The sequence below is a fragment of the Frigidibacter sp. MR17.24 genome (assembly GCF_037095655.1).
In the GTDB taxonomy this organism is placed as follows: Bacteria; Pseudomonadota; Alphaproteobacteria; order Rhodobacterales; family Rhodobacteraceae; genus Frigidibacter.
The window spans coordinates 213,440-238,029 of record NZ_JBAWKE010000002.1; the positions used below are offsets into that span (position 1 = coordinate 213,440).

A 24,590-nucleotide genomic window follows, 5' to 3' on the forward strand; every position below is an offset into this window, starting at 1 on the left:
CCGCCGCGCGTCAGTGCACGCTGACCGGCGCGAGGTCGTTCTGCCGCGCGAGCATGAAGGCAAGCTTGCGGTCGCGCACCAGCGCGAGCCGCTCGCCGTCCGTGTCGTGCAGCGCATAGATCTGGTCCAGCCCGCCGGCCTGCTCCTGCACCTCTTCGGGCAGGTCCGAGACCAGCACCGGACGGACGTAGACGATGCGGTCGGTGACCGCTTCTTCCGCAATCTCGTGACGCGTGTTCATGTCTTGCCCTTTCCTCAGGTGTTGCGGCCGATGCGGATCGTCTGCACCACCGCTTCGGGAACCGACCGTTTCAGGTCGACGTGAAGAAGCCCGTTCTCGAGCGTCGCGCCGGACACCTCGACCCCGTCGGCCAGCACGAAGCTGCGCTGGAACGCCCGGGCCGCGATGCCGCGGTGCAGGAAGATCCGGGTCTCCGCCTCCTCGGCCTGCCGGCCGCGGATCACGAGCTGACGATCCTCGACCGTGATCGAGAGGTCGTCTTCGCGGAAGCCCGCGACGGCCAGGGTGATGCGGAAGGCATGGTCCCCGGACTGTTCGATGTTGAAGGGGGGATAGCCACCCTCGGCCCCCGCCTTCACGGTGCGCTCCACCAGACGTTCGAGCTGGTCGAACCCCAGAAGGTAGGGATGCGCGCCGAAACTCACCTTGGTCATCTCTGTCCTCGTTCAAGCGACATAGCCGGGGCCCCGGTCGCGGCGACCCCGTCCCTTGAATATGGGGGCGCCGACCCGACCGGGCAAGTCACAAGGGCAAAGCGCCGCCGACCGGCGGCTCTGCGTCGACGGACTGCTCACAAGCTTTGCAGGACGCGAGGACTGTCGCTATTCTGCCTGCATGGCCGACACCTGCCGGGACTCGCCCCGGCCAGGCGCGGACGGCCCGGAAGGCCGGCCCCGATCCCCGGGTCCGGTGAGGTTTGCAGGGACGATGAACGCGCCGATGACCCCCCGCGGGCAGATGGAACAGGAAGACGTGCTGCGCGTGAAGCTCGAGGTGCTGCGGCGCGAGCACCGCGACCTCGACCAGGCGATCCACGCGCTGGAAGAGACCGGCCGGTCCGACCCGCTGCGCCTGCGCCGCCTGAAGAAGCAAAAGCTGCTGCTGAAGGACCAGATCGCCCGGATCGAGGACCAGCTGACCCCCGACATCATCGCCTGACGGCCCGCGCCACCGCCGCCGCGACGGGTCGCGGCCTCAGGCAAGCCGGCCCCGCGCCTCCTGCGCGGCCTGCGCGCAGCGGCGGCGCATCGCCATGACGTGGCCGCGCTGCGGGTTGCGCCAGCCGGTCAGGTTGAGCGGTGGCCGGATCAGGCGGATCAGGGCCGCCTCGATCTCGGGCAGGTTGCCGTCGCAGGGAAATTGCGCGCCCAGCAGGTGATCCTGCATCCAGCCGCTCAGCCGCCGCTCTCCGTCGTCACGGAAACGGTACTGTGCCGGGGTGTCGCCAGCGCTGTCGCGCGGCACCGGCGCCAGTGCCAGCGCATCCACGAGCAGCGCGCCAAGCGAGCGGCGCAGCGTCGAGCCGCCAGAGTGTCGGTACCGCAGGTGGTGCCGCGCCGCGAGGCTCTTGCGGCTCATCCCGACATAGAGGATCTCGCCCGGCCGGGCGCAAAGCCCGGGGATGTCCGCACCGGGTGCCAGCGCGACGACATAGATGCCGGGGTCGGCCAGCGGTGCAAGCCGTGGCAGCGTCACGAGATGCGGCCCCAGCACCGCCCGGAACGCCGCCTCGGGCGGGATCACCTCAAGCGGACCCACAAGGTGTTTCACGCGCGCCTCCCCACACACATGTCCCACGGCCCAGTCTTCGCGAGAGATGGATAACAAAAGGTAAATATCCGCCCGCCTCCCCCCTGCGCCCCCCTCTGTGCCCCGCTCTGTGCCTCGGGGGCGACGCGGGTGCGCGCCCGGGCGGCCGGGCGGCCCCGGCCCATTGCGCCCGGACCTGCGCTGCGTATAGTGCCCGCTCTGTTTTCCGGGCACGCAAGGGACATCGGCATGGGCGTGAAGGTCGGCATCATCATGGGCAGCCAGTCGGACTGGCCCACGATGAAGGAAGCGGCGACGATCCTCGACGAGCTGGGGATCGCCTACGAGACGAAGATCGTCTCGGCGCACCGGACCCCCGACCGGCTGTGGGCCTATGGCAAGACCGCGGTGGATCGCGGGCTGCACGTGATCATCGCCGGGGCCGGCGGCGCGGCGCACCTGCCCGGGATGATGGCGTCGAAGACCCGGGTGCCGGTGATCGGCGTGCCGGTGCAGACGCGCGCGCTTTCGGGCGTCGACAGCCTGTACTCCATCCTGCAGATGCCCAAGGGCTTCCCCGTCGCCACCATGGCGATCGGCGCCGCCGGTGCCGCCAATGCCGGCCTGATGGCCGCGGGGATCCTTGCCATCGCCGATCCCGCCATCGCCGCTCGCCTCGACGCCTGGCGCGAGGCCCTCTCCGCCTCCATTCCCGACGAGCCCTCCGATGTCTGACACCGCCCCCCTCGCCCCCGGCGCCACCATCGGCATCCTCGGCGGCGGCCAGCTTGGCCGGATGCTGGCGGTGGCCGCGAGCCGCCTCGGCCTCAAGGTCCATGTCTACGAGCCCGGCGCCAACCCGCCCGCGGCCGAGGTCGCACACGACCTGACGACCGCGGGCTATGACGACGAGCCGGCGCTGCGCGCCTTCGCCGCCTCGGTCGACGTGATCACCTACGAATTCGAGAACGTGCCGACCTCGGCGCTGGACATCCTGGAAAGCCTGCGCCCGATCCGCCCCGGCCGCCGCGCGCTCGCCGTCAGCCAGGACCGGATCCTGGAGAAGACCTTCCTCAACGGCGCCGGCCTCGCCACCGCGCCCTGGGCCTCGGTCGAGTTTGCCGACGATCTTGCCGCGGCGATCGAGCGCATCGGCGCGCCGTCGATCCTGAAGACCACCCGCATGGGCTATGACGGCAAGGGCCAGGCGCGGATCATGACCGCGGACGAGGCCGAGGCGGCGCTGGCGACGCTCGAGGGTGCGCCGGCGATCCTCGAGGGCTTCGTCGACTTCAGCCGCGAGATCTCGGTCATCGCGGCGCGGTCGCTGGACGGGGCGGTCTGCGCCTACGACCCGGGCGAGAACGTGCATCGCGACGGCATCCTGCACACCACGACGATCCCGGCCCACATCACCCCCGCGCAGCGGTCGGACGCGGTGCTGATCGCGGCCAAGATCCTGACGCAGCTGGATTACGTCGGCGTCATGGGGGTCGAGCTGTTCGTGACGCCGAAGGGCCTTCTGGTGAACGAGATCGCGCCGCGGGTGCACAATTCCGGCCACTGGACCCAGAACGGCTGCGCCATCGACCAGTTCGAACAGCACATCCGCGCCGTCGCGGGCTGGCCGCTGGGCGACGGCTCGCGCCATACCGACGTGGTGATGACCAACCTGATCGGCGACGACGTGCTGAAGGTGCCGGACTATGCCCGCGACCCCGACGTGGCGATCCACCTTTACGGCAAGGCGCAGGCGCGCCCGGGCCGCAAGATGGGGCACGTGAACCGGATCGTCCGGCGCTGATCAGCGCCGGCGGCGCAGCGACAGCAGCACCCCCGCGATCACCAGCGCCGCCGCGGTCCAGAACCGCAGGCCCGGCGCCTCGGCCAGCAGCGCGGCACCGCCAAGCGCGGCGATGACCGGCACGGTCAGCTGCGCCACGGCGGCCTGGCTTGCGGCAAGCCGCGGCAGGCAGGCGTACCACAGCGCGTAGCCCAAGCCCGAGGTCACCGCGCCCGAGATCACCGCGAGCGTGGCACCGAATGGGCTGACCGCGTCGGGCAGCAGCGCCACCGCCAGCAGGCCCGCGGGCAGCGCGACCAGAAAATTCGCCGCCGTCTCGCCCAGCGGATCGGCGGCGCCGCGCCCGGCCAGCGAATAGATCCCCCAGCCAATGCCCGCCGCCGCCATCAGCGCGACACCGGTCCCCGGCAGCGCCGTGGCGCCCGATGGCCAGGCCAGCAGGCACAGCCCGCCGAAGGCCAGCACCGCCCCGGCGGCGCGCTGGCGCGGCACCGCCTCGCCCCCGGCGAGCGCGCCGGCGAACATCGTCAGCTGCACCGCGCCGAACAGGATCAGCGCCCCGACCCCGGCGTCGAGCGCGAGATAGGCGAAGGAAAAGCCCAGCGCGTAGACGGCAAGGCAGGCCGCGCCCAGCCAGCGCCGGGATCCGAAGCCGGGGCGGAACCCGTCCCGCCGCACCGCGGCCAGCGCGACGAGCATCGCCGCCCCCGCGGCAAGCCGGATCGCCGCGAAGCTGGCCGGGCCGATGCCGCCGCCCGCCAGCGCCATCCGGTTCAGCACCGAATTCGCCGCGAAGGCCAGCATCGCCAGCGCCACCATCAGCCCGAGGCGCACCGCTCAGCCCCGCCCCGGGCCGGCCGCCGCCGCCCCGCCGCGGCGACGCGACCGGTGCCGGCGCCTTGGCACTGGCGCCGTCCAGACCGGCCTCCTGACATGAACCACGCAAACCTCCCCTGCGCCCCCGTCGATGCCGCAAGCCTCGCGCGCGGGGTGGCCGGCGGCAAGTCCGACGAAAGCACGGCTGCAGGCTGGACATCGCCCGACGCAGGCGCGAGGGTCGGGGCATGACCGCACCCTCCCCCCGCCTCGCCGTGCGCGCCCTGATCCTGCACGAGGACCGTCTGCTGATGGTCAACGCCTTCCCCGACAGCCATGGCAGCGACCTGTGGTGCGCGCCCGGCGGCGGGGTCGAGCGCGGCAGCTCGCTGCCCGAGAACCTCGCCCGCGAGATCCGCGAGGAGACCGGGCTGGAGATCGAGGTCGGCGACCCGGTGCTGGTGAACGAATTCAACGACCCCGAGGGCATCTTCCACCAGGTCGACCTGTATTTCCGCGCCACCATCGTCGGCGGCGAGATCGACGGCGACTGGACCGACCCCGAGGGCGTCGTCACCCGCCGCCGCTTCGTCACCCGAGACGAGCTGGCCGAGATCCGGCACAAGCCCGACAGCCTGTCCGCCGCGGCCTGGCCGCTGCCCGGGGATGCCCCCGTGCTTTACGATCCGCTCGAGCCGATCCAGCACTGAGCCTGCCGCACGGCTGCGCGCGGGTCTCAGACCATGACGAAGCTTTCGGGATAGATCAGCGCGCCCTCGTGGCCGGCGCTGCCGGGCTTGATCGGATAGACCAGCACGTAGTCGCGGGGATAGGCCGTGCTCAACCGGTCCGCCGCCTCGCGCGAGAAGCCGAAGCGCTTGTAGAAGCTGGGCGGGCCCACCGCCGCCACCGCGCGCGAGCCGGCCTGCCGGGCAAGGTCGAGCCCGTAGCGCAGGATCTCGGAGCCGATGCCCTGGTTCTGCCGCGACCGGATCACCGACAGCGGCGCCAGCGCCCACCAGCCCTGCGGCTCGACCAGGCGGGCGAAGGCGAGGTGCCCGATGACCTTGCCCGCATCCTCGGCCACCAGCTCCAGCGCCATGTCGCCCGAGGCGCGCATCGCCTCGACCAGCTGCGACTCGGTCGGCCGCTCGTAGGCGGTCGTGAGCAGCACCGAGATCATGGTGCGATCCTGGTCGCGGAACGGGCGAAGGTTCATGGCATTTCCCGTGCTGGCGGTGTCACAGGGGCATTTTCATGCCGTTCTGCCAGAAATCGCCCCGCGGCCGGCCGGGTCAAGCGCAGCACGGGCCGCAACGGGCCGCGGCGGGGAAGCCCCCCGCCGCGGCGTGCAAAATCGCATAAAAAACAGACACATTGCCGATTGCAGAGGCTCGCCGCGACAGCCCGCCCGCGCGCTCAGCGCAGGGCGGGTTCCGCGTCGCGGGCCTGATCGCCCGGCGCCGGGCGACCCTGCCCGGACTGCGCCCCGGCCAGATCGCCATCCACATCGGGCGCGCCGCCGGTCCCCTGCCCCGGGCGCGCCGCGGACACGAGGTCATGCACGAACCCGAGCTTTTGCAGCACCGGCTCGGGCAGCACGAACGGATAGAGGTCGTTCTGCCCCATCGAGCGGTTCATCGCGTTCAGCGCCACCGTGAGCGGCATCCAGGCCGAGACCAGCCGCCGGATGCGGCGCACGCGGTAGGGATCGAAATCCAGCTCGGTCGACAGGTCGCCCTCGTCGTCCAGCTCGGGCTCGACCGACATGCCGAAGGCCGCGGCGGTCTCGATCGTGTCGACCATGTGCAGGTAGTGCGCCCAGGTCTCGGCCCAGTCCTCCCACGGATGCATCGTCGCATAGGCCGAGACATGCGCCGTCTCCCAGCCTGCCGGGGCGCCGTTCTGGTAATGCGCCTGCAGCGCCGCGCCGTAATCGAAGCTCTCGTCGCCGAAAAGGTCGCGGAACTCCTCGACCCGGCCGCCGTCGCGCACCAGCAGGTCCCAGTAGTAGTGCCCGATCTCGTGCCGGAAGTGGCCCAGCAGCGTGCGATAGCCCTCGTTCATGTCCTGGCGCAGCTTCTCGCGGTGGGCGTCGTCGGCCTCGGTCAGCGCGATGGTCACCACCCCGTCGGCATGGCCGGTCATCACCCGGTTCGACTGGTCGGGGCTGTCGGCGAGGAAGTCGAAGACCATCGGCTCGGGGTGTCCGTCGCCGGCCTGCGGCATCGGCAGGTCGAGCCGTTCGAGCGTGTAGATCAGCCGCCGTTTCGCCGCCTCGATCTTCTGCCAGCGGGAATGGTTCAGCGGGTCCGACAGGTCGGGCACCGTGCGGTTGTGGCGGCAGGCCCGGCAGAAGGTCTCGCCCCTGTCGGCGCGCAGCATCCAGTTGCAGCCCGACAGCTCCCAGTTCGCGCAGAACCTGTATTCCTGATCGGGATCGGGCAGCGCTGTCTCGCCCGCGGCCAACCGCCAGACCGGCCCCTCGGCCTCGACCGCCGCCATCGTGGCGCGATCGGGAAGATAGCCCACCTGCCGATTGCAGCGCAGGCAGACGGTATTCTCGAAGTGCAGCAGCTGACCGCAGCACTGGCATTGGAAAAGTTGCATCACCGCTCCTTGGGCGCCACCTCGCGCCGCAACAGACCCGGGATGCCCCCCCCGTTCCGGGGGATCGTGCCAGCGTCAGGCGCCCAGCATCCCGCCCTGCTGAACCACGGCGACCGCCACGCGGTTCCGTCCGGCGTCTTTCGCGGTGTAAAGCCCGCGGTCGGCCTCGCGCAGCAGCGAGGCGAGGTCGAGCTCGGGGCGGTACATCGCCAGGCCGATCGACACCGTCACCGGCCGGTCGCCCGCGCGCACCTGCATCTCGACCACCCGCACCAGGCGCTCGGCCACGTCGCGCGCATCGGCCGACGACACCCGCGGCAGGAACAGCGCGAACTCTTCGCCCCCGACCCGGGCCAGCACGTCGCCCATGCGGATGTTCATGCCCAGGATCCGGCCGATGTCGGCCAGCACCCGGTCGCCCGCGGCATGGCCGAGGCTGTCGTTGACCGCCTTGAAGTTGTCGGCATCGATCATCAGCATCGCGCCGGTCGGCGCCGGCTGCGCGGCAAAGCGCGCCTCGAAGCCGCGCCGGTTCAGCAACCCGGTGAGCGGGTCGGTCTCGGACTCGCGCCGGCTCGCGCCCAGCCGCTCGTCCACGCTCAGAACGAAGCGGTTGACCGTGTCCATCAGCCGGCCGACCTGGTCGCGATAGCCGAACGGCAGGGGCAGGATCTGCCCCTCGCGCCGGAAGGCGGTCAGCGACCGGTCGATGCGGTTCAGCGGCGCCATCACCGCGTTCAGCAGCATCAGCGTCCCGGCCGTCGAGAACAGCGTGGCCATCAGCATCACCCAGAACACCCGCCAGGGCGTCAGCCATGCGCCGCCGAACGACAGCAGGCAGATGATCGTGACCACCAGCGGCACATGGGTGCCGAGGAAGGCGATGACGAAGACCTTGGCCATGTAGCTGGTCGGGAACAGGCGCGAGAGGCCAGCATATAGGCGCATCGGGGACGCTCCGGCTAGGTGGATCCAGACCTGCTCAACTTTAACGAAATATCCGGCAAACAGAAAGGGAGCCCGAAGGCCCCCTCCCTTTTGTCACATCTGCAGGGCAGGATTACATCATGCCGCCCATGCCGCCCATGTCGGGCATGCCACCGCCGGCCGGAGCGTCCTTCGCCGGCTTGTCGGCGATCATGGCTTCGGTGGTGATCAGCAGCGAGGCGACCGAGGCCGCGTCTTCCAGAGCGGTGCGAACCACCTTGGCCGGGTCGATGACGCCGAACTTGAACATGTCGCCATATTCTTCGGTCTGGGCGTTGAAGCCGAACTTCAGGTCGTCCGATTCGCGGATCTTGCCGGCCACGACGGCGCCGTCGACGCCGGCGTTGGTCGCGATCTGGCGCAGCGGGGCTTCCAGCGCGCGGCGGATGAGGGCGATGCCCGCGTCCTGGTCCGAGTTGACGCCGGTCAGGCCGTCGAGCGACTTCGCACCCTGCACGAGGGCGACGCCGCCGCCGACCACGATGCCTTCCTGAACGGCCGCACGGGTCGCGTTCAGGGCGTCATCGACGCGGTCCTTGCGCTCTTTGACTTCGACTTCGGTCATGCCGCCGACGCGGATGACGGCAACGCCGCCGGCCAGCTTGGCAACACGCTCCTGCAGCTTCTCGCGGTCGTAGTCCGAGGTGGTTTCCTCGATCTGCGCGCGGATCTGGGCGACGCGGGCTTCGATCTCGGCCTTGTCACCGGCGCCGTCGACGACGGTGGTGTTGTCCTTCGAGATCGAGACCTTCTTGGCCGAGCCGAGCATGTCGATGGTGACATTCTCAAGCTTCATGCCGAGGTCTTCCGAGATCACCTGGCCGCCGGTCAGGATCGCGATGTCCTGCAGCATGGCCTTGCGGCGGTCGCCGAAGCCCGGGGCTTTGACCGCAGCGATCTTCAGGCCGCCGCGCAGCTTGTTGACCACGAGGGTCGCGAGCGCTTCGCCTTCGACGTCTTCCGCGATGATCAGCAGCGGCTTTTGCGACTGGATGACCGATTCCAGCAGCGGCACCATCGGCTGCAGCGACGAGAGCTTCTTCTCGTGCAGCAGGATGACGGCGTCGTCGAGATCGGCGATCATCTTCTCGGGGTTGGTCACGAAGTAGGGCGAGAGATAGCCGCGGTCGAACTGCATGCCCTCGACGACTTCGACTTCCGTCTCCATCCCCTTGTTCTCTTCGACGGTGATCACACCCTCGTTGCCCACGCGCTGCATCGCGTCGGCGATCTGCTTGCCGATCGAGGCTTCGCCGTTGGCCGAGATGGTGCCGACCTGGGCGACTTCCTCGGTGCCCGAGACCGGACGCGCCGCGCCCTTGATCGCTTCGACGACCTTGGCGGTCGCGAGGTCGATGCCGCGCTTGAGGTCCATCGGGTTCATGCCGGCGGCGACGGCCTTGAGGCCTTCGCGGATGATCGCCTGCGCCAGAACGGTCGCGGTGGTGGTGCCGTCACCGGCCTCGTCGTTGGTGCGGGAAGCGACTTCCTTCACCATCTGGGCGCCCATGTTCTCGAACTTGTCTTCCAGTTCGATCTCTTTGGCGACCGAGACACCGTCCTTGGTGATGCGCGGGGCACCGAACGATTTCTCGATGACGACGTTGCGGCCTTTCGGGCCCAGGGTCACCTTCACCGCATCGGCGAGGATGTTGACGCCCTTGAGCATGCGGTTGCGGGCATCGGTGTCGAACTTGACGTCCTTGGCAGCCATGTGACTGTCTCCTGATGTCTATGGTTTGGTGTCAGAAAAGCGCGGGGCCGCCCGGGCGGGCGGCCGCCCCCGTCCTCAGGCGATGATGCCGAGGATGTCGCTTTCCTTCATGATCAGCAGCTCTTCGCCGTCGACGGTCACCTCGGTGCCCGACCACTTGCCGAAGAGGACGCGGTCGCCGGCCTTAACCGACATCGCGATCAGCTCGCCCGAATCCTTGCGGGCGCCTTCGCCCACCGAGACGATCTCGCCTTCCGCCGGCTTTTCTTTCGCGTTGTCGGGGATGATCAGACCGCCCTTGGTCTTCTCTTCGCTCTGCACACGCTTGACCAGGACGCGGTCATGAAGCGGTTTGAAAGCCATCTGGATACTCTCCCTTGGGGTCCAGGTTTAAACTTAGTTATCACTCACCCGGGGCGAGTGCTAACGCGCAGCAGAGTTAGGCAGGGGTCACGGAGCTGTCAACACCCCGGGCCGCGCATTTTTCCCCGCGCCCTTCCCGGCGCCGTCCCCAGCCGCCGGCCCCGGGCCGGCCGGGACGCGCAGGCCGACAAGGTCGATCTGCCCGACCGCGCCCGCCGCGATCCGCGCCCGCAACGCCGGCACGTCGACCGCGGCCCCTGCCCCGTCGGTCAGCCGCGGGAACAGGCCCGCGATCAGGTCCAGCACCTCGAGCGCGGGGCCCGGCCCGGAATGCAGCGGGCTCAGCTCGACGCAGATCGCCGCGCAGTGCCGCGCCAGCAACTCGGGCCCGGCGCCGGCCAGAACCTCGGCCTCGAAGCCCTCGGTGTCCATCCACAGCACGAAGGGCTCGGCAAGATCCAGCGCATCCAGCCGCCCGACCGCCACCCGCTCGGTGCCCTGCGCCCCGGGCAGCGCGTGGAACGAATGCCCTCCGGCGTTGCGCGGGTCGAGGTTGATCTCGAGCGTGCCCGCCGCCCGGCCCAGCGCCATGCGGTGCAGCCGCGCGTCGATGCCGTTGCGCGCCATGTTGCCTTCCAGCAGCGCGAAATTGCGCGCCACCGGCTCGATCCCGACCAGCCGGGCGAATCCCCGGCGGTGCGCGTTCAGCAGCGTGGTGCCGATGTTCGCCCCGACATTGACGAACAGCGGCCGCCGGTCGCCCAGGGCCGCCGCGAGCACCTCCATCACCTCGGGCTGAAAGGCGCCGGTCTTCAGTACCGCGACGGCGATGTGCCCGGCACGGGTGTCGATCTCGATCTCGTAGGCCTGCGCGTAGCGGCACACGAGGCTGGTGATCCCGAGCCCGGCGCAGCTTTTCAGCAGCGCGCTCGGCTTGCGGGCCGCCACCGCCGGCATCCGCGCGGCCACATACAGCCTGCGCCGCCGCGCGCTCAGCGCCGCGCCGATGAAGTCCAGCCACCCGCCTGCCATCGTCCGCCCCCGCCGCTGCACTGCCCACCGGGCTAGCGCCTCGGACCGGCGGGCGCCAGCCCGGGGCCGCGCGCCCCGGTGACAATCCTCGCCCCGCGGGCTAGAAACCTGTCGGATTTCATGCGCCTCCGGGTCGTTCCGGCAGGCCGACAAAGGGTTGCGTCACATGATCAAGGTCTTCGGCCACAAGTCTCCCGACACCGATTCCACCGGCTCGCCGATCGTCTGGGCCTGGTACCTGACCGAGGTGAAGGGCACGCCCGCGACCCCGGTCCTGCTGGGCGAGCCCAACACCGAGGCCGCCTTCGTGCTGGCCCACTGGGACCTGCCGAAGCCCGAGATCATCGCGGATCTGGCCGAGGGCGACGAGGTCGTGATCGTCGACACCAACAATCCCGCCGAGCTGCCGGGATCGATCGACGGCGCGAAGATCGTGCAGATCATCGACCACCACATGCTGGTCGGCGGGCTGAAGACCAAGACCCCGATCGACATCACGATCCGGCCGCTGGCCTGCACCGCGACGATCATGCACGACCTGATGGGCGCCGATGCCGCCCGGGCGCCGAAGGGCATCAAGGGCGCGATGCTGTCGTGCATCCTGTCCGACACGCTCGAATTCCGCTCGCCGACCACCACCGATCACGACCGCGCGGTGGCCGAGGCGCTGGCGGCCGATCTGGGCGTCTCGATCCCCGACTTCGCGGCCGAGATGTTCGCGGCCAAGTCCGATGTCTCGGCCTTCTCGGATGCCGAGCTGCTGCGGATGGACAGCAAGGAATACTCGGTCGGCGGCAAGGAGCTGCGGGTCTCGGTGCTCGAGACCACGGCGCCGAAGGTGCTGATCGACCGCAAGGATGCGCTGATGGCCGCGATGCCGGGCGTTGCGGCCGAGGATGGCGCGGACGAGGTCCTGCTGTTCGTGATCGACATCCTGCGCGAAGAGGCGACGCTGCTGGTGCCGAACGACTTCGTCAAGACCGTGGCCGAGGCCTCGTTCGGCGCGAGCGTCTCGGGCGACACCGTGGTTCTGCCGGGGATCATGAGCCGCAAGAAGCAGATCATCCCTTCGCTGAAGGTCTGATCCCGGCCCATCTCCCCCCGGGGGCGGCCGCGCCGCCCCCGCCAAACCGGGGATCGCCGCCGCGCGGAGTTTCTTCCGGCGACAGCCGCCTCCGTGCGGTAGCAGGTCTGTCGCCCGACGGGGACGGCACAGCAGCTGGCCCTCCGACCAGCGCCCAACCCGCGCCCGGCCCGCGCGCCGGCCGGGGGTCAGGCGCTTTCCGCCAGGGGCCCGGCCATGCCCTCCAGCCCGGCCAGCACCGCGCGCTCCAGCGCCTCGGCGATCTCGGCATGGACGGCGGGCGGCGCCACGCGGCGCGCGATCGGCTCGTCGAGCGGCGCATAGCCCATGCCGGCGATGCCGCTGGTCCGCGCCGCCAGCGTCGGCGCGACATGCACCAGGTCGAGCCCGAGCGGCATCAGGTCGGCCATCATCGCCGAGGTGATCAGGTGCGGCATCGGGCCCAGCGGATGCGGCGGCGCATCCGGCGGCAGCGGATTGTCCAGGCTCAGCAGCACCTTGGGCCCGGGGATCCGCGCGAGCAACGTCTTCATCCGCGCGCCCCAGGCCGTGCGCAGCTCTGTCTCGACCTGCGCGAAGCGGTCCGGGTCGGCGGCCTGCAGCGCCCCCAGCAGGTGGCCGGTGAAGTGGAAATCGGCGAAATCCACCTCGCGGAACAGCGAGCGCAGCAAGGGCGAGGCCCGCAGGAACCGGTCGTTGCGGCGCGGATGCACCGTGTAGAACCGGTTCGACATGTTTTCCGGCGGCAGCACCTGGATCACCGTCACCGCCGCCTGCGCCGCCGCCTGCACCAGCACCTGGTCGGTGACGAAGACGTCGATGCCCGCATTCATGCAGCCGAAATTCACCACCGGCAGCCCGATCGCGACCTCGAGCAGCCGCGGCCAGGGCTGCGGAACGAACTTGCCATAGGTCTCGGACCCGCCCAGCGCCGCGACATAGCAGCCGTCGAGCCGCCGTCGCGGTCCGCGAAAGACCAGTTTCGAATCGCCATACCGGCACGGTTGATAGTCGAGCGCCGAAGCGCCCTGATGTTCGAAGGCCATGTGTCACCCCGCACGTCTCACCCCGCAGACACATGACCACGCGCGACCTTACCGTGGGCTTAACAGATCTCGCCCGCGGTGAAGATGACGCCACGATGGCGCCGAAATCCTGCCGCCGTCCCGACCAAAGGCGGCCGACCGATGACGCGCGGGCCAAGGGGCCGACGCGACGGCGGGCCGCCCGGCCGTGGCGGCCGCCTGCCGATCGGCGGCCGCGGGGCATTCAGCTTTCCGGCGCGCTGCGCTAGAGCCTCGGCACCCCGCCCCGGCCCCCGGCCACCGCTTCCCGGGGCGCAGACGGAGACCGGAATGAAGCTGTCGTTCAGCGAACGCATCCACGAGCGCATCGCCGCCCTGTTCCCCGCCCCGGCGGCGCTCGACCCTCTCGCGCCCGTTGCGCCCGCCAAAGCCGCCGAAGCCGCCGAAGTCCCCGGGGCCGCCTCCACCGGGCCCGGGACAGCCGGGGACGACGGGGCGACGGCCGGCCCCGACGCGCCCGGCCCGCTCGCCGCCCGGGTCGAGACGCCGCTCGGCACCTATGACTTCGACCGGGCCGACGACGACGGTGGCTGGCACCTGCGCCGCGACGGCGTCGAGATCATGGGCGGCGCCGCGGCCGGCGCGGTGGCCCTTGCCTATCATCAGGACCTTGCCGAGAGGCTGCAGGCGCTGATGGCGACCCATGCCGCCGTCGCGGCACTGTCGGGCACGATCTCGGGCCGCGAGCCGGGCGGGCGGCGCTGGTCGCTGGACGTCACCGGCGACGGATTGCTGCGGATGATCGCGCTGGGGTTGCGCGAACCGGGCCTCTGACCCGCACGGCGCCGCCCGCGCCACGGCCCGATCACGCATTCGTTGCCCCGGACGGGCGAAAATCGGCTCGCACAGCGGCGGAAGCGCGTGCCTTCTGCCTAGCACGCCAGATGGCCGCCTCCCCGGCCTTTCCCCGTGACCAGAGCCGAGTACACATTTCTCCCATGCCATTGTCCGCCCCCCTCCGTTCCGCCGCGCTCTGCGCAGCCCTTGCCCTTGCGGCGGCCACGCCGCTGGTGCTGGCCCCGGCCGCGCCGGCCCGCGCCCAGGCGGCCGCCGATCCGGCGGCGCCGGTGCGCGCCGGCGTGATCACGCTGAAGCGCCAGCAGGTCCCGGTGACCGACACCGCCCCCGGACGCGCCGCCGCGCGCGACAGCGCCGAGATCCGGCCGCTGGTCGACGGCGTGCTGACCGAGGTGCTGTACGACCCGGGCACGACGGTGACCAAGGGCACGCCGCTGTTCCGCATCGACAGCGCCAGCTACGACGCCGAGCTTCTGGCCGAGAAGGCCAACCTGGAAAGCGCCCGCGCCGCGCTGCCCGCGGCGCAATCCGCGGCCGACCGCGCCAAGGCGCTGGTCGGACGCGGCGTGACGCAGGCCGATCTCGATCAGGCCGAGGTGACGCTGCTGCAGGCGCGGGCCGCGATCTCGACCGCCGAGGCCTCGGTCGCCTCGGCCCAGATCAACGTCGACCGCACGACGATCACCGCGCCGCTCGACGGCGTCGCGGGCATTCCCGACGTCTCGGTCGGCGACCTCGTGACCTCGGGGCAGTCCGACGCGCTGACGACGATCATCGCGCTCGACCCGATCTACGTCGACGTGAGCCAGGCCTCGTCGCGGATGCTCGACTACCGGCGGCGGTTCCAGAACGGCGACATCCAGCCCGGCGAGCGGCTGGGCGTGACGCTGGTGCTGGAGAACGGCGAGGAATATTCGGGCACAGGCACGGTGCAGGCGGTGTCCTCGTCGGTCTCGACCACCACCGGCACGATCAACGCGCGGCTGCGCTTCGACAATCCCGACGGCCAGATCTTGCCCGGCATGTTCCTGCGCGCGCAGCTGACGCTGGGCACGACCTCGGCCTTCCTCGTGCCGCAGCTTGCCGCCAAGCCGCAGGCCGACGGCACCGTCCAGATCTGGACCATCGGCGACGACGGCACGTCGCGGTCGCTGAAGGTCACCCCGATCGGCTCGACGCGCACCGCCTGGATCGTGGCCGAGGGGATCGAGGACGGCACCCGGCTGCTGGTCGACAACATCGACACGATGCGCGCGGGCCGGACCATCACCCCGGTCGAGGTCGCCATCGCCGACGACGGCACCCTGTCCGACCAGCCGGCCGCCAGCACGCCCGCCCCGGCACCGATGCAGACCCCCGGCACCTCGGGCGGCAACTGACCCATGGCCCGTTTCTTCATCCACCGCCCGGTCTTCGCCTGGGTGCTTGCCATCGTGACCATGCTGGCCGGCATTCTGGGCATCTACACGCTGCCGATCTCGCAATACCCCGAGGTCGCGCCGCCGACGATCCGCATCACCGCCACCTATTCCGGCGCCTCGGCCGAGACGGTGCAGAACTCGGTCACCACCACGATCGAGGACGCGATGACCGGCCTCGACGGCATGCTCTACATGACCTCGTCTTCGGGGCGGGGCCGCTCGTCGATCTCGATCGTCTTCGACGAGGGCACAGATCCCGACGACGCGCAGGTGCAGGTCCAGAACAAGCTGCAGCTGGTGCAGAACCAGCTGCCCGACCGGGTCCAGGACGCCGGCATCCGCGTCAACCGCTCGACCAGCTCGATCCTGATGGTCGGCGCGCTCGTCTCCGAGGACAACAGCTACACCAGCCTTCAGCTCGCCGACATGCTCGAGACCACGGTCGAGGGCCCGGTGCAGCGCACGCAGGGCGTGGGCTCGATCAACGTCTTCGGCTCGGGCTACGCGATGCGCATCTGGCTCGATCCCGACAAGCTGGTGCAGTACCAGCTGACCCCGGCAGACATCACCTCGGCGGTCTCGGCGCAGAACACCAACGTCACCGTGGGCTCGCTCGGCGACCAGCCGGCGGCGGCGGGCCAGCAGTTCACCGCCGAGCTGACCGCCCAGACCCAGCTCAACAGCGTCGACGAATTCCGCAACATCCTGCTCAAGACCGGTGACGACGGCGCGGCGGTGTTCCTGGGCGATGTCGCCCGGGTCGAGATCGGCCAGGAGACCTACGGCAGCTACAACCGCTTCTCGCGCGCCAGTGCCGCGGGCTTCGGCGTCAACCTTCAGACCGGCGCCAACGCGGTCGAGACCGCGGCCGCGGTGCGCGAGGTCCTCGACGGGCTGAAGGGCGCCTTCCCCGAGGGCGTCGAGATCCAGTATGCCTACGACACCTCGCCCTTCGTCGAGCTGTCGATCGAGAAGGTCGAGCACACGCTGCTGGAAGCCATCGTGCTGGTCTTCGTGGTGATGTTCGTCTTCCTGCAGAACTGGCGCGCGACGCTGATCCCGACGCTGGCGGTGCCGGTGGTGCTGCTGGGCACCTTCGGCGTGCTCGCGGCCTTCGGCTATTCGATCAACACGCTGACGATGTTCGCCATGGTGCTGGCGATCGGCCTTCTGGTCGACGATGCCATCGTCGTGGTCGAGAACGTCGAGCGGGTGATGGAAGAGGACGGGCTCGGCCCGGTCGAGGCGACCGAGAAGTCGATGGGCCAGATCACCTCGGCGCTGGTCGGCATCGGCCTCGTGCTGTCGGCGGTGTTCCTGCCGATGGCCTTCTTCTCGGGCTCGACCGGGATCATCTACCGCCAGTTCTCGGTGACGATCATCTCGGCGATGACGCTCTCGGTGCTGGTGGCGCTGATCCTGACGCCGGCGCTCTGCGCCACGCTGCTCAAGCCCCGTCACGGGCCGGGCCCAGCCCCCGCACGCTGGTTCAACCGCAACTTCGACCGCTTCACCCGCGGCTATGTCGGCGCGAACCGCCGGATCCTGCGCCGCCCGGTGCTTGGCCTCGTGGCGCTCGCCGCGATCGTCGGCATCGTCGTGGTCAGCTTCGGGCGCATCCCCTCGTCCTTCCTGCCGCAAGAGGATCAGGGCGTGCTGATGGTGCAGATCCAGCTGCCCGAGGGCGCGACCACCACCCAGACCGACAGCGTGGTGAAGAAGGTCGAGGACTACCTGCTCGACAAGGAAGGCGACGCCGTGCAGTCGACCTTCGCCGCGCTGGGATTCGGCTTCGGCGGCACCTCGCAGTCGAACGCCATGGTCTTCGCCAAGCTCAAGGACTTCGACCTGCGCGCCGGCGACGACAGCCTCTCGGCCTCGGCCGTCGCCGCGCGCGCCAATGCCGCCTTCCGCTCGAACCGGCTGGGGCGGGTGTTCTTCCTGCAGCCGCCGGCGATCTCGGGGATGGGCAACTCCTCGGGCTTCACCATGTACCTGCTCGACCAGTCCGGCCGCGGGGACGCCGCCCTGCGCGAGGCGGCGAACACGCTGGTCTCGCAGGCCCAGCAGGAGGGCAGCGCCACCGGCATCCGCGGCAACGAGTCGAACGACAAGGCCGCGATGAAGATCATCATCGACCAGCAGAAAGCGCAGAACTTCGGGCTGAGCATCAGCGAGGTGAACGCGGTGCTGACCACGGTGTTCTCGGGCACCGACGTCAACGACTTCACCATGGGGACCGAGCTGCGTCCGGTCTATGTCCAGGGCGACGCGCCGTTCCGGATGCAGCCCGACGACGTGTTCCGCTGGTACGCGCGCAATTCCGACGACGAGATGGTGCCGTTCTCGGCCTTCTCGACCCTGGGATGGGAGACGGTGCCGGCCACGCTCGCCCGCTATGGCGGCACCACGGCGCTCGAGCTTCAGGGCTCGCCCGGCGCCGGCACGTCCACCGGCGCGGCGATGGACGCGATGGAGCGGCTGGCGGCCGACCTGCCCGGCGGCGGCTACGGCGTGGCCTGGACCGGCCTCAGCTATCAGGAGCGTCTGTCGGGGTCGCAGGCGCCGATGCTTTATGCCGTCTCGGTGCTGGTGGTGTTCCTGTGCCTTGCCGCGCTTTACGAAAGCTGGACGATCCCGCTGTCGGTGATGCTGGCGGTGCCGGTGGGGGTGCTTGGCGCGCTTGGCGCGGCGCTGCTCGCGGGGCAGTCGAACGACGTCTACTTCAAGGTGGGCCTGCTCACGACCATCGGCCTCGCGGCGAAGAACGCGATCCTGATCGTGGAATTCGCGGTCGAACAGATGCGCGAGGGCAAGGCGCTGGTCGAGGCCACGCTCGAGGCCGCGCGCCAGCGCCTGCGGCCGATCCTGATGACCTCCTTCGCCTTCATCCTGGGCGTGGTGCCGCTGGCGACCGCAACCGGCGCCGGCGCCGGGGCGCAGAACGCGATCGGCATCGGCGTGCTGGGCGGCATGGTGGCCGCGACCGGACTGGGGATCTTCCTTGTCCCCGCCTTCTTCGTCTGCGTCCGCCGCCTGTTCTCGCGCCGCGCCAAGCAGGCCTGATCCGCGCCGCCCCCCTCCCCCGCCCGCGAGGGTTTGGGGGGGCGGCCGCTCACAGCTGCCGGATCGAGGCGCGCACCAGCTCCAGCAGCCGCTCCGCCGCGCGGCTGAGGAACCGTCCCCGCGCCCGCAGGATCAGGTAGGGCTCGACCGTGACCAGCCGGTTCAGCTCGATCCGGCCGAAATCGGCGGCGACCGGCGGCGCGAGCAGCAGGTCCAGCACCTCCTGCGACATCGGCGCCACCGCGTTGCTGTCCTTAAGCAGCGCGATGATCGCCAGCAGCGACGAGGTCGTGATCACGTCGGCGGGCGAGGAATGCCCCTCGTCGTGAAACGCGGTCTCGATCGCGCGGCGGATCGGCGCCTCGCGGTCCTGCAGGATCCAGGGCAGCCCGTGCAGCGCCCCGATCGGCAGCGGCCCCCGCCCCAGCATCGGGTGGCCCGCCCGCACCAGCACCTGCACGTTCTCGTCCCGCGCCGGTTCGAATTCGAAGTCGCGCTGATCGAACCGCGCGGGCAGCCGCGCCAGCGCGAAATCCAGATCGCCGCGCTCGAGCATCTGCACCAGCGCGACCGAGGGCGCGACCTCGATCGAGATGTCGACCTGCGGCGCCTCGGCCTTGAGCGCCTGCACCGCCGGCACCAGCTGGCCCAGCGCCGGCCCGGTCACCGCCCCCACCCGCACCGCCCCCCCGAGCCCCGCGCGCAGGTCGGCGAATTCCTCGGCCAGCTGCCCGAGGTCGTTCAAGAGCCGCCGGGCATGGCGCGCCAGCAGCGCGCCCGCCGGCGTCGGCGCCATCCCCTTCGGCAGCCGCTGGAACAGCTTCGTGCCCAGCAGCCGCTCGAGATCGGCGAGCATCCGGCTCGCCGCGGGCTGCGTCACCGCGCAGGCCGTGGCCGCCGCCTGAAGCTGCCCGGTCTCGGCGATCGCCGCCACCAGCCGCGCCTGCCGCGGCGCCAGGTTCGCCAGGTGATCGGCCATGCCACGCCCCCCTCGCGCATAACGCGCATACCGCGAATGGTATGCACATTCCTCATATTGGCATTTGTTCGGTATGTCATCCCGGGGTACGGCTGGTGCCATCCCCTTCGCGGGGAGGTCCGGGGGCCGAGGAGGGTCCCCGTCATGGGAGGACATCGATGAAGATCAGGAAACTCGCGGGTGCGCTCGCGGTGAGCCTTGTCGCGCTTTCGTCCGCGGCATTCGCGCAGGACAAGGGCATGGTCGGGATCTCGATGCCGACGAAATCGTCGGCGCGCTGGATCGACGACGGCAACAACATGGTCAAGCAGTTCCAGGACGCCGGCTACGAGACCGACCTGCAATATGCCGAGGATGACATCCCCAACCAGCTCGCCCAGATCGAGAACATGGTCACCAAGGGCGTCGACGTGCTGGTGATCGCCGCGATCGACGGCACCACCCTGTCGAACGCGCTTGCCAATGCCGCCGCCTCGGGCGTGAAGATCGTGGCCTACGACCGGCTGATCCGCGATTCCGGCGATGTCGACTATTACGCCACCTTCGACAACTTCCAGGTCGGCGTGCTGCAGGCCACGAGTCTGGTCGAGGGCCTGAAAGAGCGCTTCCCCGACGTGAAGCCCTGGAACGTCGAGCTGTTCGGCGGCAGCCCCGACGACAACAACGCCTATTTCTTCTACGACGGCGCGATGTCGGTGCTGCAGCCGATGATCGACTCGGGCGAGATCACCATCCCCTCGGGCCAGATGGGCATGGACAAGGTCGGCACGCTGCGCTGGGACCCGGCCACCGCCCAGGCGCGCATGGACAACATCCTGTCCGCCAACTACACGACCCAGGACGTCAACGGGGTGCTCTCGCCCTATGACGGGCTGTCGATCGGGATCCTGTCCTCGCTCAAGGGCGTCGGCTACGGCTCGGGCGACATGAAGCTGCCGATCGTCACCGGCCAGGACGCCGAGGTGCAGTCGGTCAAGTCGATGATCGCGGGCGAGCAGTATTCCTCGATCTTCAAGGACACCCGCGAACTGGCCAAGGTCACCGTCGGCATGGTCAACGCCATGCTCGAAGGCACCGAGCCCGAGGTCAACGACACCGAGACCTATGACAACGGCGTCAAGGTCGTGCCCTCGTACCTGCTGACCCCGATGCCGGTGAATGCCGCGAACTACGAGGATGTCCTCGTGAAATCGGGCTATTACACCGAAGACCAGCTCAAGTGAGCCCTCCCTGCCCGGGGGCGCGCAGCCCCCGGGCGCTTCCCGAGGCCGAGAGCGAGGGGCAGATGTCCACCATCCTTGAAATGCGCGAGATCACCAAGGAATTCCCCGGTGTGAAGGCGCTCGACCGCGTGAACCTGCGCGTCGCGAAGGGCGAGATCCACGCGATCTGCGGCGAGAACGGCGCGGGCAAGTCGACGCTGATGAAGGTGCTGTCGGGGGTCTACCCGGCCGGCAGCTACGACGGCGAGATCCATTACGACGGCGCGCTGGCCGAGTTCAGGACCCTCACCGACAGCGAGGCGAAAGGCATCGTCATCATCCACCAGGAACTGGCGCTGGTGCCGCAGCTGTCGATCGCCGAGAACATCTTCCTTGGCAACGAATGTGCGACGAACGGCGTCATGCACTGGCAGGAGACCTTCCGCCGGACCGAGGGGCTGCTGGCCAAGGTGGGCCTGCGCGACGCGCCCGCGACGCTGGTCGACTCGATCGGCGTCGGCAAGCAGCAGCTGGTCGAGATCGCGAAGGCGCTGTCCAAGGACGTGAAGCTGCTGATCCTCGACGAGCCGACCGCGGCCCTGCAGGAGACCGACAGCCGCAAGCTTCTGGACCTGATGCTCGAGCTGAAGGCGCAGGGCGTGACCTCGATCATCATCAGCCACAAGCTGAACGAGGTGCGCTATGTCGCCGACACCGTCACCGTGATCCGCGACGGCGCGACCGTCGCGCGCCTCGACGCCCGCGACGGGCTCGAGGAGGACGAGATCGTGCGCCACATGGTCGGGCGCGACATGTCCAACCGCTATCCCGACCGCACCCGCCGCGCGGGCGAGCTGCTGATGGAGGTGCAGGACTGGAACGTCTGGCACCCCGAACATGCCGAGCGCCAGGTGATCGAGGACATCTCGATGACCGTGCGCGCGGGCGAGGTGGTGGGGATCGCCGGCCTCATGGGCTCGGGGCGCACGGAACTGGCCATGTCGATCTTCGGCCGCAGCTGGGGGCGCGACATCTCGGGCCAGGTGCGGCTGAAGGGCCAGCCGATCGACGTCTCGACCGTCGACCGCGCGATCGACGCGGGCCTGGCCTACGTGACCGAGGACCGCAAGTCGCTGGGGCTGATCCTCGACGAGACGATCCGCTTCAACACCACGCTGTCGAACCTGCCGGGCGTGTCGCGCAACGGCGTGCTGGACGGCGACGAGGAGACCGCGGTCGCCGAGCGCTACCGCCGGGCGCTGGCCACGCGCACGCCCTCGGTGATGCAGAAGGTCGGCAACCTGTCGGGGGGCAACCAGCAGAAGGTGGTGCTGTCGAAATGGCTGTTCACCGATCCGCAGGTGCTGATCCTGGACGAGCCCACGCGCGGCATCGACGTCGGCGCGAAATACGAGATCTACGGGATCATCAACGACCTGTCCGCCCAGGGGAAGGGCGTCGTGATGATCTCGTCGGAAATGCCGGAACTCCTGGGCATGTGCGACCGCATCTACGTGATGAACGAGGGCGCCTTCGTGGGCGAACTCTCGGCGGCCGAGGCCAGCCAGGAGCGGATCATGTCGCTCATCGTCAGCGACTGAGGGGGGTAGAATGTCCATCCAATCGACCGAGACCACGCAAGGGGACGGCGGCCACGCGGGGGGCCCGAGCGGGGTGCATCCCCAGGGCCTGGCCACCTACCTGCGCAACCACATGCGGGAATTCGGCCTGCTGTTCGCGCTGATCGCGATCATGGCCTTCTTCCAGGTCGTCACCGGCGGCACGCTGATGCGGCCGGTCAACATCACCAACCTGTTCCTGCAGAACAGTTACGTGATCATCATGGCGCTTGGCATGCTGATCGTGATCGTCTCGGGCAACATCGACCTGTCGGTGGGCTCGGTGCTGGGCTTCATCGGCGCCTTCGCCGCGGTGATGATCGTGGAATGGGACGTGCCGGTGCCGGTGACGATCCTCGCCTCGCTGGTGCTGGGCGCGCTGATCGGCGCGGCGCAGGGCTATTGGGTCGCCTACTGGTCGATCCCGTCCTTCATCGTCACGCTGGCCGGGATGCTGGTGTTCCGCGGCGCCTCGCTCTGGCTGCTGGAGGGCCAGTCGGTGGGCCCCTTCCCGCAAAGCTTCCAGCTGCTGTCCACCGGCTTCGTGCCCGACATCCTGCCCACCTCGGTCACGCAGGGGCTGGCGGCGCTGGCGGGGTCGCGCAATTTCAACGTGCTGTGCATGGGGCTTGGCCTTGCCTGCGGGCTGGCCATCGTCTGGACCGGCCTGCGCGACCGGGCCCGCAAGGCGGCCTACGGCATGGTGAGCGAGCCGGTGAACCTGTTCTGGGCCCGCAACGCCATCGTCGTCGGCGCGCTGCTGTTCCTGGCCTTCAAGCTCTCGACCTTCCGCGGCCTGCCCAACGTGCTGGTCACGATGGGCGTGCTGATCCTGCTCTATGCCTTCGTCACCCAGAACACGGTGATCGGGCGGCGGATCTACGCGCTGGGCGGCAACCGCAAGGCGGCGAAGCTGTCGGGCATCAAGACCGAGCGGCTGACCTTCCTCGCCTTCGTCAACATGGGGGTGCTGGCGGCGCTGGCGGGCCTCGTGTTCGCCGCGCGGCTCAACACCGCGACCCCCAAGGCCGGCTTCGGGATGGAGCTTGACGTGATCGCCGCGGTGTTCATCGGCGGCGCCTCGATGTCGGGCGGCGCGGGCAAGATCGTGGGGGCCGTCGTCGGCGCCTTCATCATGGGCGTGATGAACAACGGCATGTCGATCATGGGGATCGGCATCGACTACCAGCAGATGATCAAGGGGCTGGTGCTGCTGGCCGCGGTGATCTTCGACGTCTACAACAAGCAGAAGCAAGGCTGAGACCCATGCACCTGAGCCAACTGAAGACCGGGGGCGTCATCGTCCGCGAGGGGTCCCTCGCACGCCTGATCCCCGGCGCCACCACCTTCGCCCTCGCCTCCGAGGCCGTCGCGAAGGCCGCCCCCCTCGCCAGCGTGATCCCCGCCGGCGGCGAGACGGTCGACCTGCCCGCGCTGGCCGCCGACGGCAGGCTCGACATCCCGGTCCGCCACCCGGAACCGGCGCGGATGTACCTGTGCGGCACCGGCCTGACCCATCTCGGCTCGGCCTCGACCCGCAACGCGATGCACGCCAAGACCACCGAGCATGTCTCGGATTCCATGAAGATGTTCCAGATGGGGATCGAGGGCGGCAAGCCCGCCGCCGGCCAGGCCGGCGTGCAGCCCGAATGGTTCTACAAGGGCCCCGGCACCGAGGCGGTGGCCCCCGGCGATCCCCTCACCTCGCCCGGCTTCGCGCTCGACGGCGGCGAGGAGCCCGAGATCGCGGGCTTCTACCTGATCGGCCCCGACGGCACGCCCGCACGGATCGGCTTCTCGCTGGCCAACGAATTCTCGGACCACGTGACCGAGCGGATCAACTACCTGTACCTCGCGCATTCCAAGCTGCGGCCGGCGGCTTTCGGCCCCGAGCTGCTGGTGGGTGCCCTGCCCGCCCATGTCGAGGGGCGCTCGCGGCTGATCCGCGGCACCGAGACGATCTTCGACCAGCCGTTCCTGTCGGGCGAGGACAACATGTCCCACACGATCGCGAACCTCGAGCATCACCACTTCAAGTACGCGCCGTTCCGCCGCCCGGGCGACCTGCACGTGCACATGTTCGGCACCGCGACGCTCAGCTTCGGCGCCGGCATCACCGCGCAGGCCGGCGACGTGTTCGAGATCGAGTCCCCGGCCTTCGGCCTTGCGCTGCGCAACCCCCTCGCCATCGCCGCCGACACCGGCGCGGCGGTGGTCCGTCAACTCTGATCCAAGGGAT

Annotated in this window: 24 protein-coding genes; 12 read left to right on the forward strand and 12 right to left on the reverse strand. The window is 69.7% G+C overall.

Going from position 1 to position 24,590, the window contains the following annotated elements:
- Nucleotides 1-10: 10 nt before the first annotated feature.
- Both V8J39_RS08195 and V8J39_RS08200 read right to left on the reverse strand, forming a co-directional pair.
- Nucleotides 11-241, reverse strand: a complete 231-nt coding sequence (locus V8J39_RS08195; RefSeq protein WP_336460407.1) for a DUF1150 family protein — start codon at nucleotides 239-241, stop codon at nucleotides 11-13.
- A gap of 14 nt (nucleotides 242-255) precedes the next feature.
- On the reverse strand, nucleotides 256-675 hold the full coding sequence (locus V8J39_RS08200) for an Hsp20 family protein (protein WP_336460408.1): 420 nt from the start codon (nucleotides 673-675) through the stop codon (nucleotides 256-258).
- Nucleotides 676-961: 286 nt separating this feature from the next.
- Between V8J39_RS08200 and V8J39_RS08205 the strand changes: the two genes are divergently transcribed.
- Nucleotides 962-1,180, forward strand: coding sequence for a YdcH family protein (locus tag V8J39_RS08205; RefSeq protein ID WP_336460409.1), 219 nt, complete (start codon nucleotides 962-964; stop codon nucleotides 1,178-1,180).
- Between the two features lie 36 nt (nucleotides 1,181-1,216).
- Here the strand turns inward: V8J39_RS08205 and V8J39_RS08210 are convergent, their stop codons facing one another.
- Entirely contained in the window at nucleotides 1,217-1,792 is a 576-nt protein-coding gene (locus V8J39_RS08210; RefSeq protein WP_336460410.1) for a GIY-YIG nuclease family protein, read from the reverse strand.
- A gap of 228 nt (nucleotides 1,793-2,020) precedes the next feature.
- On the opposite strand from V8J39_RS08210, the gene purE reads away from it, so the two are divergent.
- Nucleotides 2,021-2,506 (forward strand): 5-(carboxyamino)imidazole ribonucleotide mutase, encoded by a 486-nt coding sequence (purE, locus tag V8J39_RS08215; protein ID WP_336460411.1) that lies wholly within the window; start codon nucleotides 2,021-2,023, stop codon nucleotides 2,504-2,506.
- A complete protein-coding gene (locus V8J39_RS08220) occupies nucleotides 2,499-3,575 on the forward strand; it encodes a 5-(carboxyamino)imidazole ribonucleotide synthase (RefSeq protein ID WP_336460412.1) in 1,077 nt (358 codons plus the stop codon). Before purE ends, V8J39_RS08220 begins: the two co-directional genes overlap by 8 nt.
- Here V8J39_RS08220 and V8J39_RS08225 read toward each other — a convergent pair whose 3' ends face one another.
- On the reverse strand, nucleotides 3,576-4,409 hold the full coding sequence (locus V8J39_RS08225; RefSeq protein WP_336460413.1) for a DMT family transporter: 834 nt from the start codon (nucleotides 4,407-4,409) through the stop codon (nucleotides 3,576-3,578). It lies immediately after the preceding gene.
- A 230-nt stretch (nucleotides 4,410-4,639) separates the two neighbouring features.
- Here V8J39_RS08225 and V8J39_RS08230 point away from each other — a divergent pair, with 230 nt between their 5' ends.
- Nucleotides 4,640-5,101 (forward strand): NUDIX hydrolase, encoded by a 462-nt coding sequence (locus tag V8J39_RS08230; RefSeq protein WP_336460414.1) that lies wholly within the window; start codon nucleotides 4,640-4,642, stop codon nucleotides 5,099-5,101.
- A 26-nt stretch (nucleotides 5,102-5,127) separates the two neighbouring features.
- Here V8J39_RS08230 and V8J39_RS08235 read toward each other — a convergent pair whose 3' ends face one another.
- The 6 genes from V8J39_RS08235 to V8J39_RS08260 form a co-directional block, all read right to left on the reverse strand.
- The gene (locus tag V8J39_RS08235; protein ID WP_336460415.1) at nucleotides 5,128-5,610 is read right to left on the reverse strand and encodes a GNAT family N-acetyltransferase; all 483 of its coding nucleotides are present in this window, start codon (nucleotides 5,608-5,610) and stop codon (nucleotides 5,128-5,130) included.
- 200 nt (nucleotides 5,611-5,810) lie between these two features.
- Entirely contained in the window at nucleotides 5,811-7,001 is a 1,191-nt protein-coding gene (locus tag V8J39_RS08240; protein ID WP_336460416.1) for a zinc-binding metallopeptidase family protein, read from the reverse strand.
- Between the two features lie 75 nt (nucleotides 7,002-7,076).
- Nucleotides 7,077-7,949 (reverse strand): GGDEF domain-containing protein, encoded by an 873-nt coding sequence (locus tag V8J39_RS08245; RefSeq protein ID WP_336460417.1) that lies wholly within the window; start codon nucleotides 7,947-7,949, stop codon nucleotides 7,077-7,079.
- A gap of 112 nt (nucleotides 7,950-8,061) precedes the next feature.
- Nucleotides 8,062-9,702: a chaperonin GroEL gene (gene groL, locus V8J39_RS08250; protein ID WP_336460418.1), complete on the reverse strand. Its 1,641-nt coding sequence runs from the start codon at nucleotides 9,700-9,702 to the stop codon at nucleotides 8,062-8,064.
- 75 nt (nucleotides 9,703-9,777) lie between these two features.
- Nucleotides 9,778-10,065, reverse strand: coding sequence for a co-chaperone GroES (gene groES, locus V8J39_RS08255; protein ID WP_336460419.1), 288 nt, complete (start codon nucleotides 10,063-10,065; stop codon nucleotides 9,778-9,780).
- 87 nt (nucleotides 10,066-10,152) lie between these two features.
- A complete protein-coding gene (locus V8J39_RS08260) occupies nucleotides 10,153-11,097 on the reverse strand; it encodes an FkbM family methyltransferase (protein WP_336460420.1) in 945 nt (314 codons plus the stop codon).
- Nucleotides 11,098-11,263: 166 nt separating this feature from the next.
- Between V8J39_RS08260 and V8J39_RS08265 the strand changes: the two genes are divergently transcribed.
- Entirely contained in the window at nucleotides 11,264-12,181 is a 918-nt protein-coding gene (locus tag V8J39_RS08265) for a manganese-dependent inorganic pyrophosphatase (protein WP_336460421.1), read from the forward strand.
- A gap of 188 nt (nucleotides 12,182-12,369) precedes the next feature.
- Here V8J39_RS08265 and V8J39_RS08270 read toward each other — a convergent pair whose 3' ends face one another.
- Nucleotides 12,370-13,227: a DUF6473 family protein gene (locus tag V8J39_RS08270; RefSeq protein ID WP_336460422.1), complete on the reverse strand. Its 858-nt coding sequence runs from the start codon at nucleotides 13,225-13,227 to the stop codon at nucleotides 12,370-12,372.
- Nucleotides 13,228-13,536: 309 nt separating this feature from the next.
- On the opposite strand from V8J39_RS08270, the gene V8J39_RS08275 reads away from it, so the two are divergent.
- The 3 genes from V8J39_RS08275 to V8J39_RS08285 all read left to right on the forward strand — a co-directional run bounded on the left by V8J39_RS08275 (nucleotide 13,537) and on the right by V8J39_RS08285 (nucleotide 18,551).
- Nucleotides 13,537-14,040 carry a hypothetical protein gene (locus tag V8J39_RS08275; protein ID WP_336460423.1) on the forward strand — a complete coding sequence of 168 codons (504 nt, stop codon included), beginning with the start codon at nucleotides 13,537-13,539 and terminating at the stop codon, nucleotides 14,038-14,040.
- Between the two features lie 164 nt (nucleotides 14,041-14,204).
- Nucleotides 14,205-15,443 carry an efflux RND transporter periplasmic adaptor subunit gene (locus V8J39_RS08280; protein ID WP_336460424.1) on the forward strand — a complete coding sequence of 413 codons (1,239 nt, stop codon included), beginning with the start codon at nucleotides 14,205-14,207 and terminating at the stop codon, nucleotides 15,441-15,443.
- Between the two features lie 3 nt (nucleotides 15,444-15,446).
- Nucleotides 15,447-18,551, forward strand: coding sequence for an efflux RND transporter permease subunit (locus V8J39_RS08285; protein ID WP_336460425.1), 3,105 nt, complete (start codon nucleotides 15,447-15,449; stop codon nucleotides 18,549-18,551).
- Nucleotides 18,552-18,600: 49 nt separating this feature from the next.
- Here V8J39_RS08285 and V8J39_RS08290 read toward each other — a convergent pair whose 3' ends face one another.
- Nucleotides 18,601-19,530 carry a LysR family transcriptional regulator gene (locus tag V8J39_RS08290; protein ID WP_336460426.1) on the reverse strand — a complete coding sequence of 310 codons (930 nt, stop codon included), beginning with the start codon at nucleotides 19,528-19,530 and terminating at the stop codon, nucleotides 18,601-18,603.
- Between the two features lie 158 nt (nucleotides 19,531-19,688).
- On the opposite strand from V8J39_RS08290, the gene chvE reads away from it, so the two are divergent.
- From chvE to araD1, 4 genes are all read left to right on the forward strand, one after another.
- Complete coding sequence (chvE, locus tag V8J39_RS08295; protein WP_336460427.1) at nucleotides 19,689-20,753, forward strand: multiple monosaccharide ABC transporter substrate-binding protein; 1,065 nt, start codon at nucleotides 19,689-19,691, stop codon at nucleotides 20,751-20,753.
- A gap of 62 nt (nucleotides 20,754-20,815) precedes the next feature.
- Nucleotides 20,816-22,333, forward strand: a complete 1,518-nt coding sequence (mmsA, locus tag V8J39_RS08300; protein WP_336460428.1) for a multiple monosaccharide ABC transporter ATP-binding protein — start codon at nucleotides 20,816-20,818, stop codon at nucleotides 22,331-22,333.
- A 10-nt stretch (nucleotides 22,334-22,343) separates the two neighbouring features.
- Nucleotides 22,344-23,612 carry a multiple monosaccharide ABC transporter permease gene (mmsB, locus tag V8J39_RS08305; RefSeq protein WP_336460429.1) on the forward strand — a complete coding sequence of 423 codons (1,269 nt, stop codon included), beginning with the start codon at nucleotides 22,344-22,346 and terminating at the stop codon, nucleotides 23,610-23,612.
- A 5-nt stretch (nucleotides 23,613-23,617) separates the two neighbouring features.
- Nucleotides 23,618-24,580, forward strand: coding sequence for an AraD1 family protein (gene araD1, locus V8J39_RS08310; protein WP_336460430.1), 963 nt, complete (start codon nucleotides 23,618-23,620; stop codon nucleotides 24,578-24,580).
- Nucleotides 24,581-24,590: the final 10 nt, after the last annotated feature.

Coding starts and splice junctions, on each gene's coding strand:
- V8J39_RS08195 (WP_336460407.1), bottom strand. CDS start 241: ATGAACACGCGTCACGAGATTGCGGAAGAAGCGGTCACCGACCGCATC.
- V8J39_RS08200 (WP_336460408.1), bottom strand. CDS start 675: ATGACCAAGGTGAGTTTCGGCGCGCATCCCTACCTTCTGGGGTTCGAC.
- V8J39_RS08205 (WP_336460409.1), top strand. CDS start 962: ATGACCCCCCGCGGGCAGATGGAACAGGAAGACGTGCTGCGCGTGAAG.
- purE (WP_336460411.1), top strand. CDS start 2,021: ATGGGCGTGAAGGTCGGCATCATCATGGGCAGCCAGTCGGACTGGCCC.
- V8J39_RS08220 (WP_336460412.1), top strand. CDS start 2,499: ATGTCTGACACCGCCCCCCTCGCCCCCGGCGCCACCATCGGCATCCTC.
- V8J39_RS08230 (WP_336460414.1), top strand. CDS start 4,640: ATGACCGCACCCTCCCCCCGCCTCGCCGTGCGCGCCCTGATCCTGCAC.
- V8J39_RS08235 (WP_336460415.1), bottom strand. CDS start 5,610: ATGAACCTTCGCCCGTTCCGCGACCAGGATCGCACCATGATCTCGGTG.
- V8J39_RS08240 (WP_336460416.1), bottom strand. CDS start 7,001: ATGCAACTTTTCCAATGCCAGTGCTGCGGTCAGCTGCTGCACTTCGAG.
- V8J39_RS08245 (WP_336460417.1), bottom strand. CDS start 7,949: ATGCGCCTATATGCTGGCCTCTCGCGCCTGTTCCCGACCAGCTACATG.
- groL (WP_336460418.1), bottom strand. CDS start 9,702: ATGGCTGCCAAGGACGTCAAGTTCGACACCGATGCCCGCAACCGCATG.
- groES (WP_336460419.1), bottom strand. CDS start 10,065: ATGGCTTTCAAACCGCTTCATGACCGCGTCCTGGTCAAGCGTGTGCAG.
- V8J39_RS08260 (WP_336460420.1), bottom strand. CDS start 11,097: ATGGCAGGCGGGTGGCTGGACTTCATCGGCGCGGCGCTGAGCGCGCGG.
- V8J39_RS08265 (WP_336460421.1), top strand. CDS start 11,264: ATGATCAAGGTCTTCGGCCACAAGTCTCCCGACACCGATTCCACCGGC.
- V8J39_RS08270 (WP_336460422.1), bottom strand. CDS start 13,227: ATGGCCTTCGAACATCAGGGCGCTTCGGCGCTCGACTATCAACCGTGC.
- V8J39_RS08275 (WP_336460423.1), top strand. CDS start 13,537: ATGAAGCTGTCGTTCAGCGAACGCATCCACGAGCGCATCGCCGCCCTG.
- V8J39_RS08280 (WP_336460424.1), top strand. CDS start 14,205: ATGCCATTGTCCGCCCCCCTCCGTTCCGCCGCGCTCTGCGCAGCCCTT.
- V8J39_RS08285 (WP_336460425.1), top strand. CDS start 15,447: ATGGCCCGTTTCTTCATCCACCGCCCGGTCTTCGCCTGGGTGCTTGCC.
- V8J39_RS08290 (WP_336460426.1), bottom strand. CDS start 19,530: ATGGCCGATCACCTGGCGAACCTGGCGCCGCGGCAGGCGCGGCTGGTG.
- chvE (WP_336460427.1), top strand. CDS start 19,689: ATGAAGATCAGGAAACTCGCGGGTGCGCTCGCGGTGAGCCTTGTCGCG.
- mmsA (WP_336460428.1), top strand. CDS start 20,816: ATGTCCACCATCCTTGAAATGCGCGAGATCACCAAGGAATTCCCCGGT.
- mmsB (WP_336460429.1), top strand. CDS start 22,344: ATGTCCATCCAATCGACCGAGACCACGCAAGGGGACGGCGGCCACGCG.
- araD1 (WP_336460430.1), top strand. CDS start 23,618: ATGCACCTGAGCCAACTGAAGACCGGGGGCGTCATCGTCCGCGAGGGG.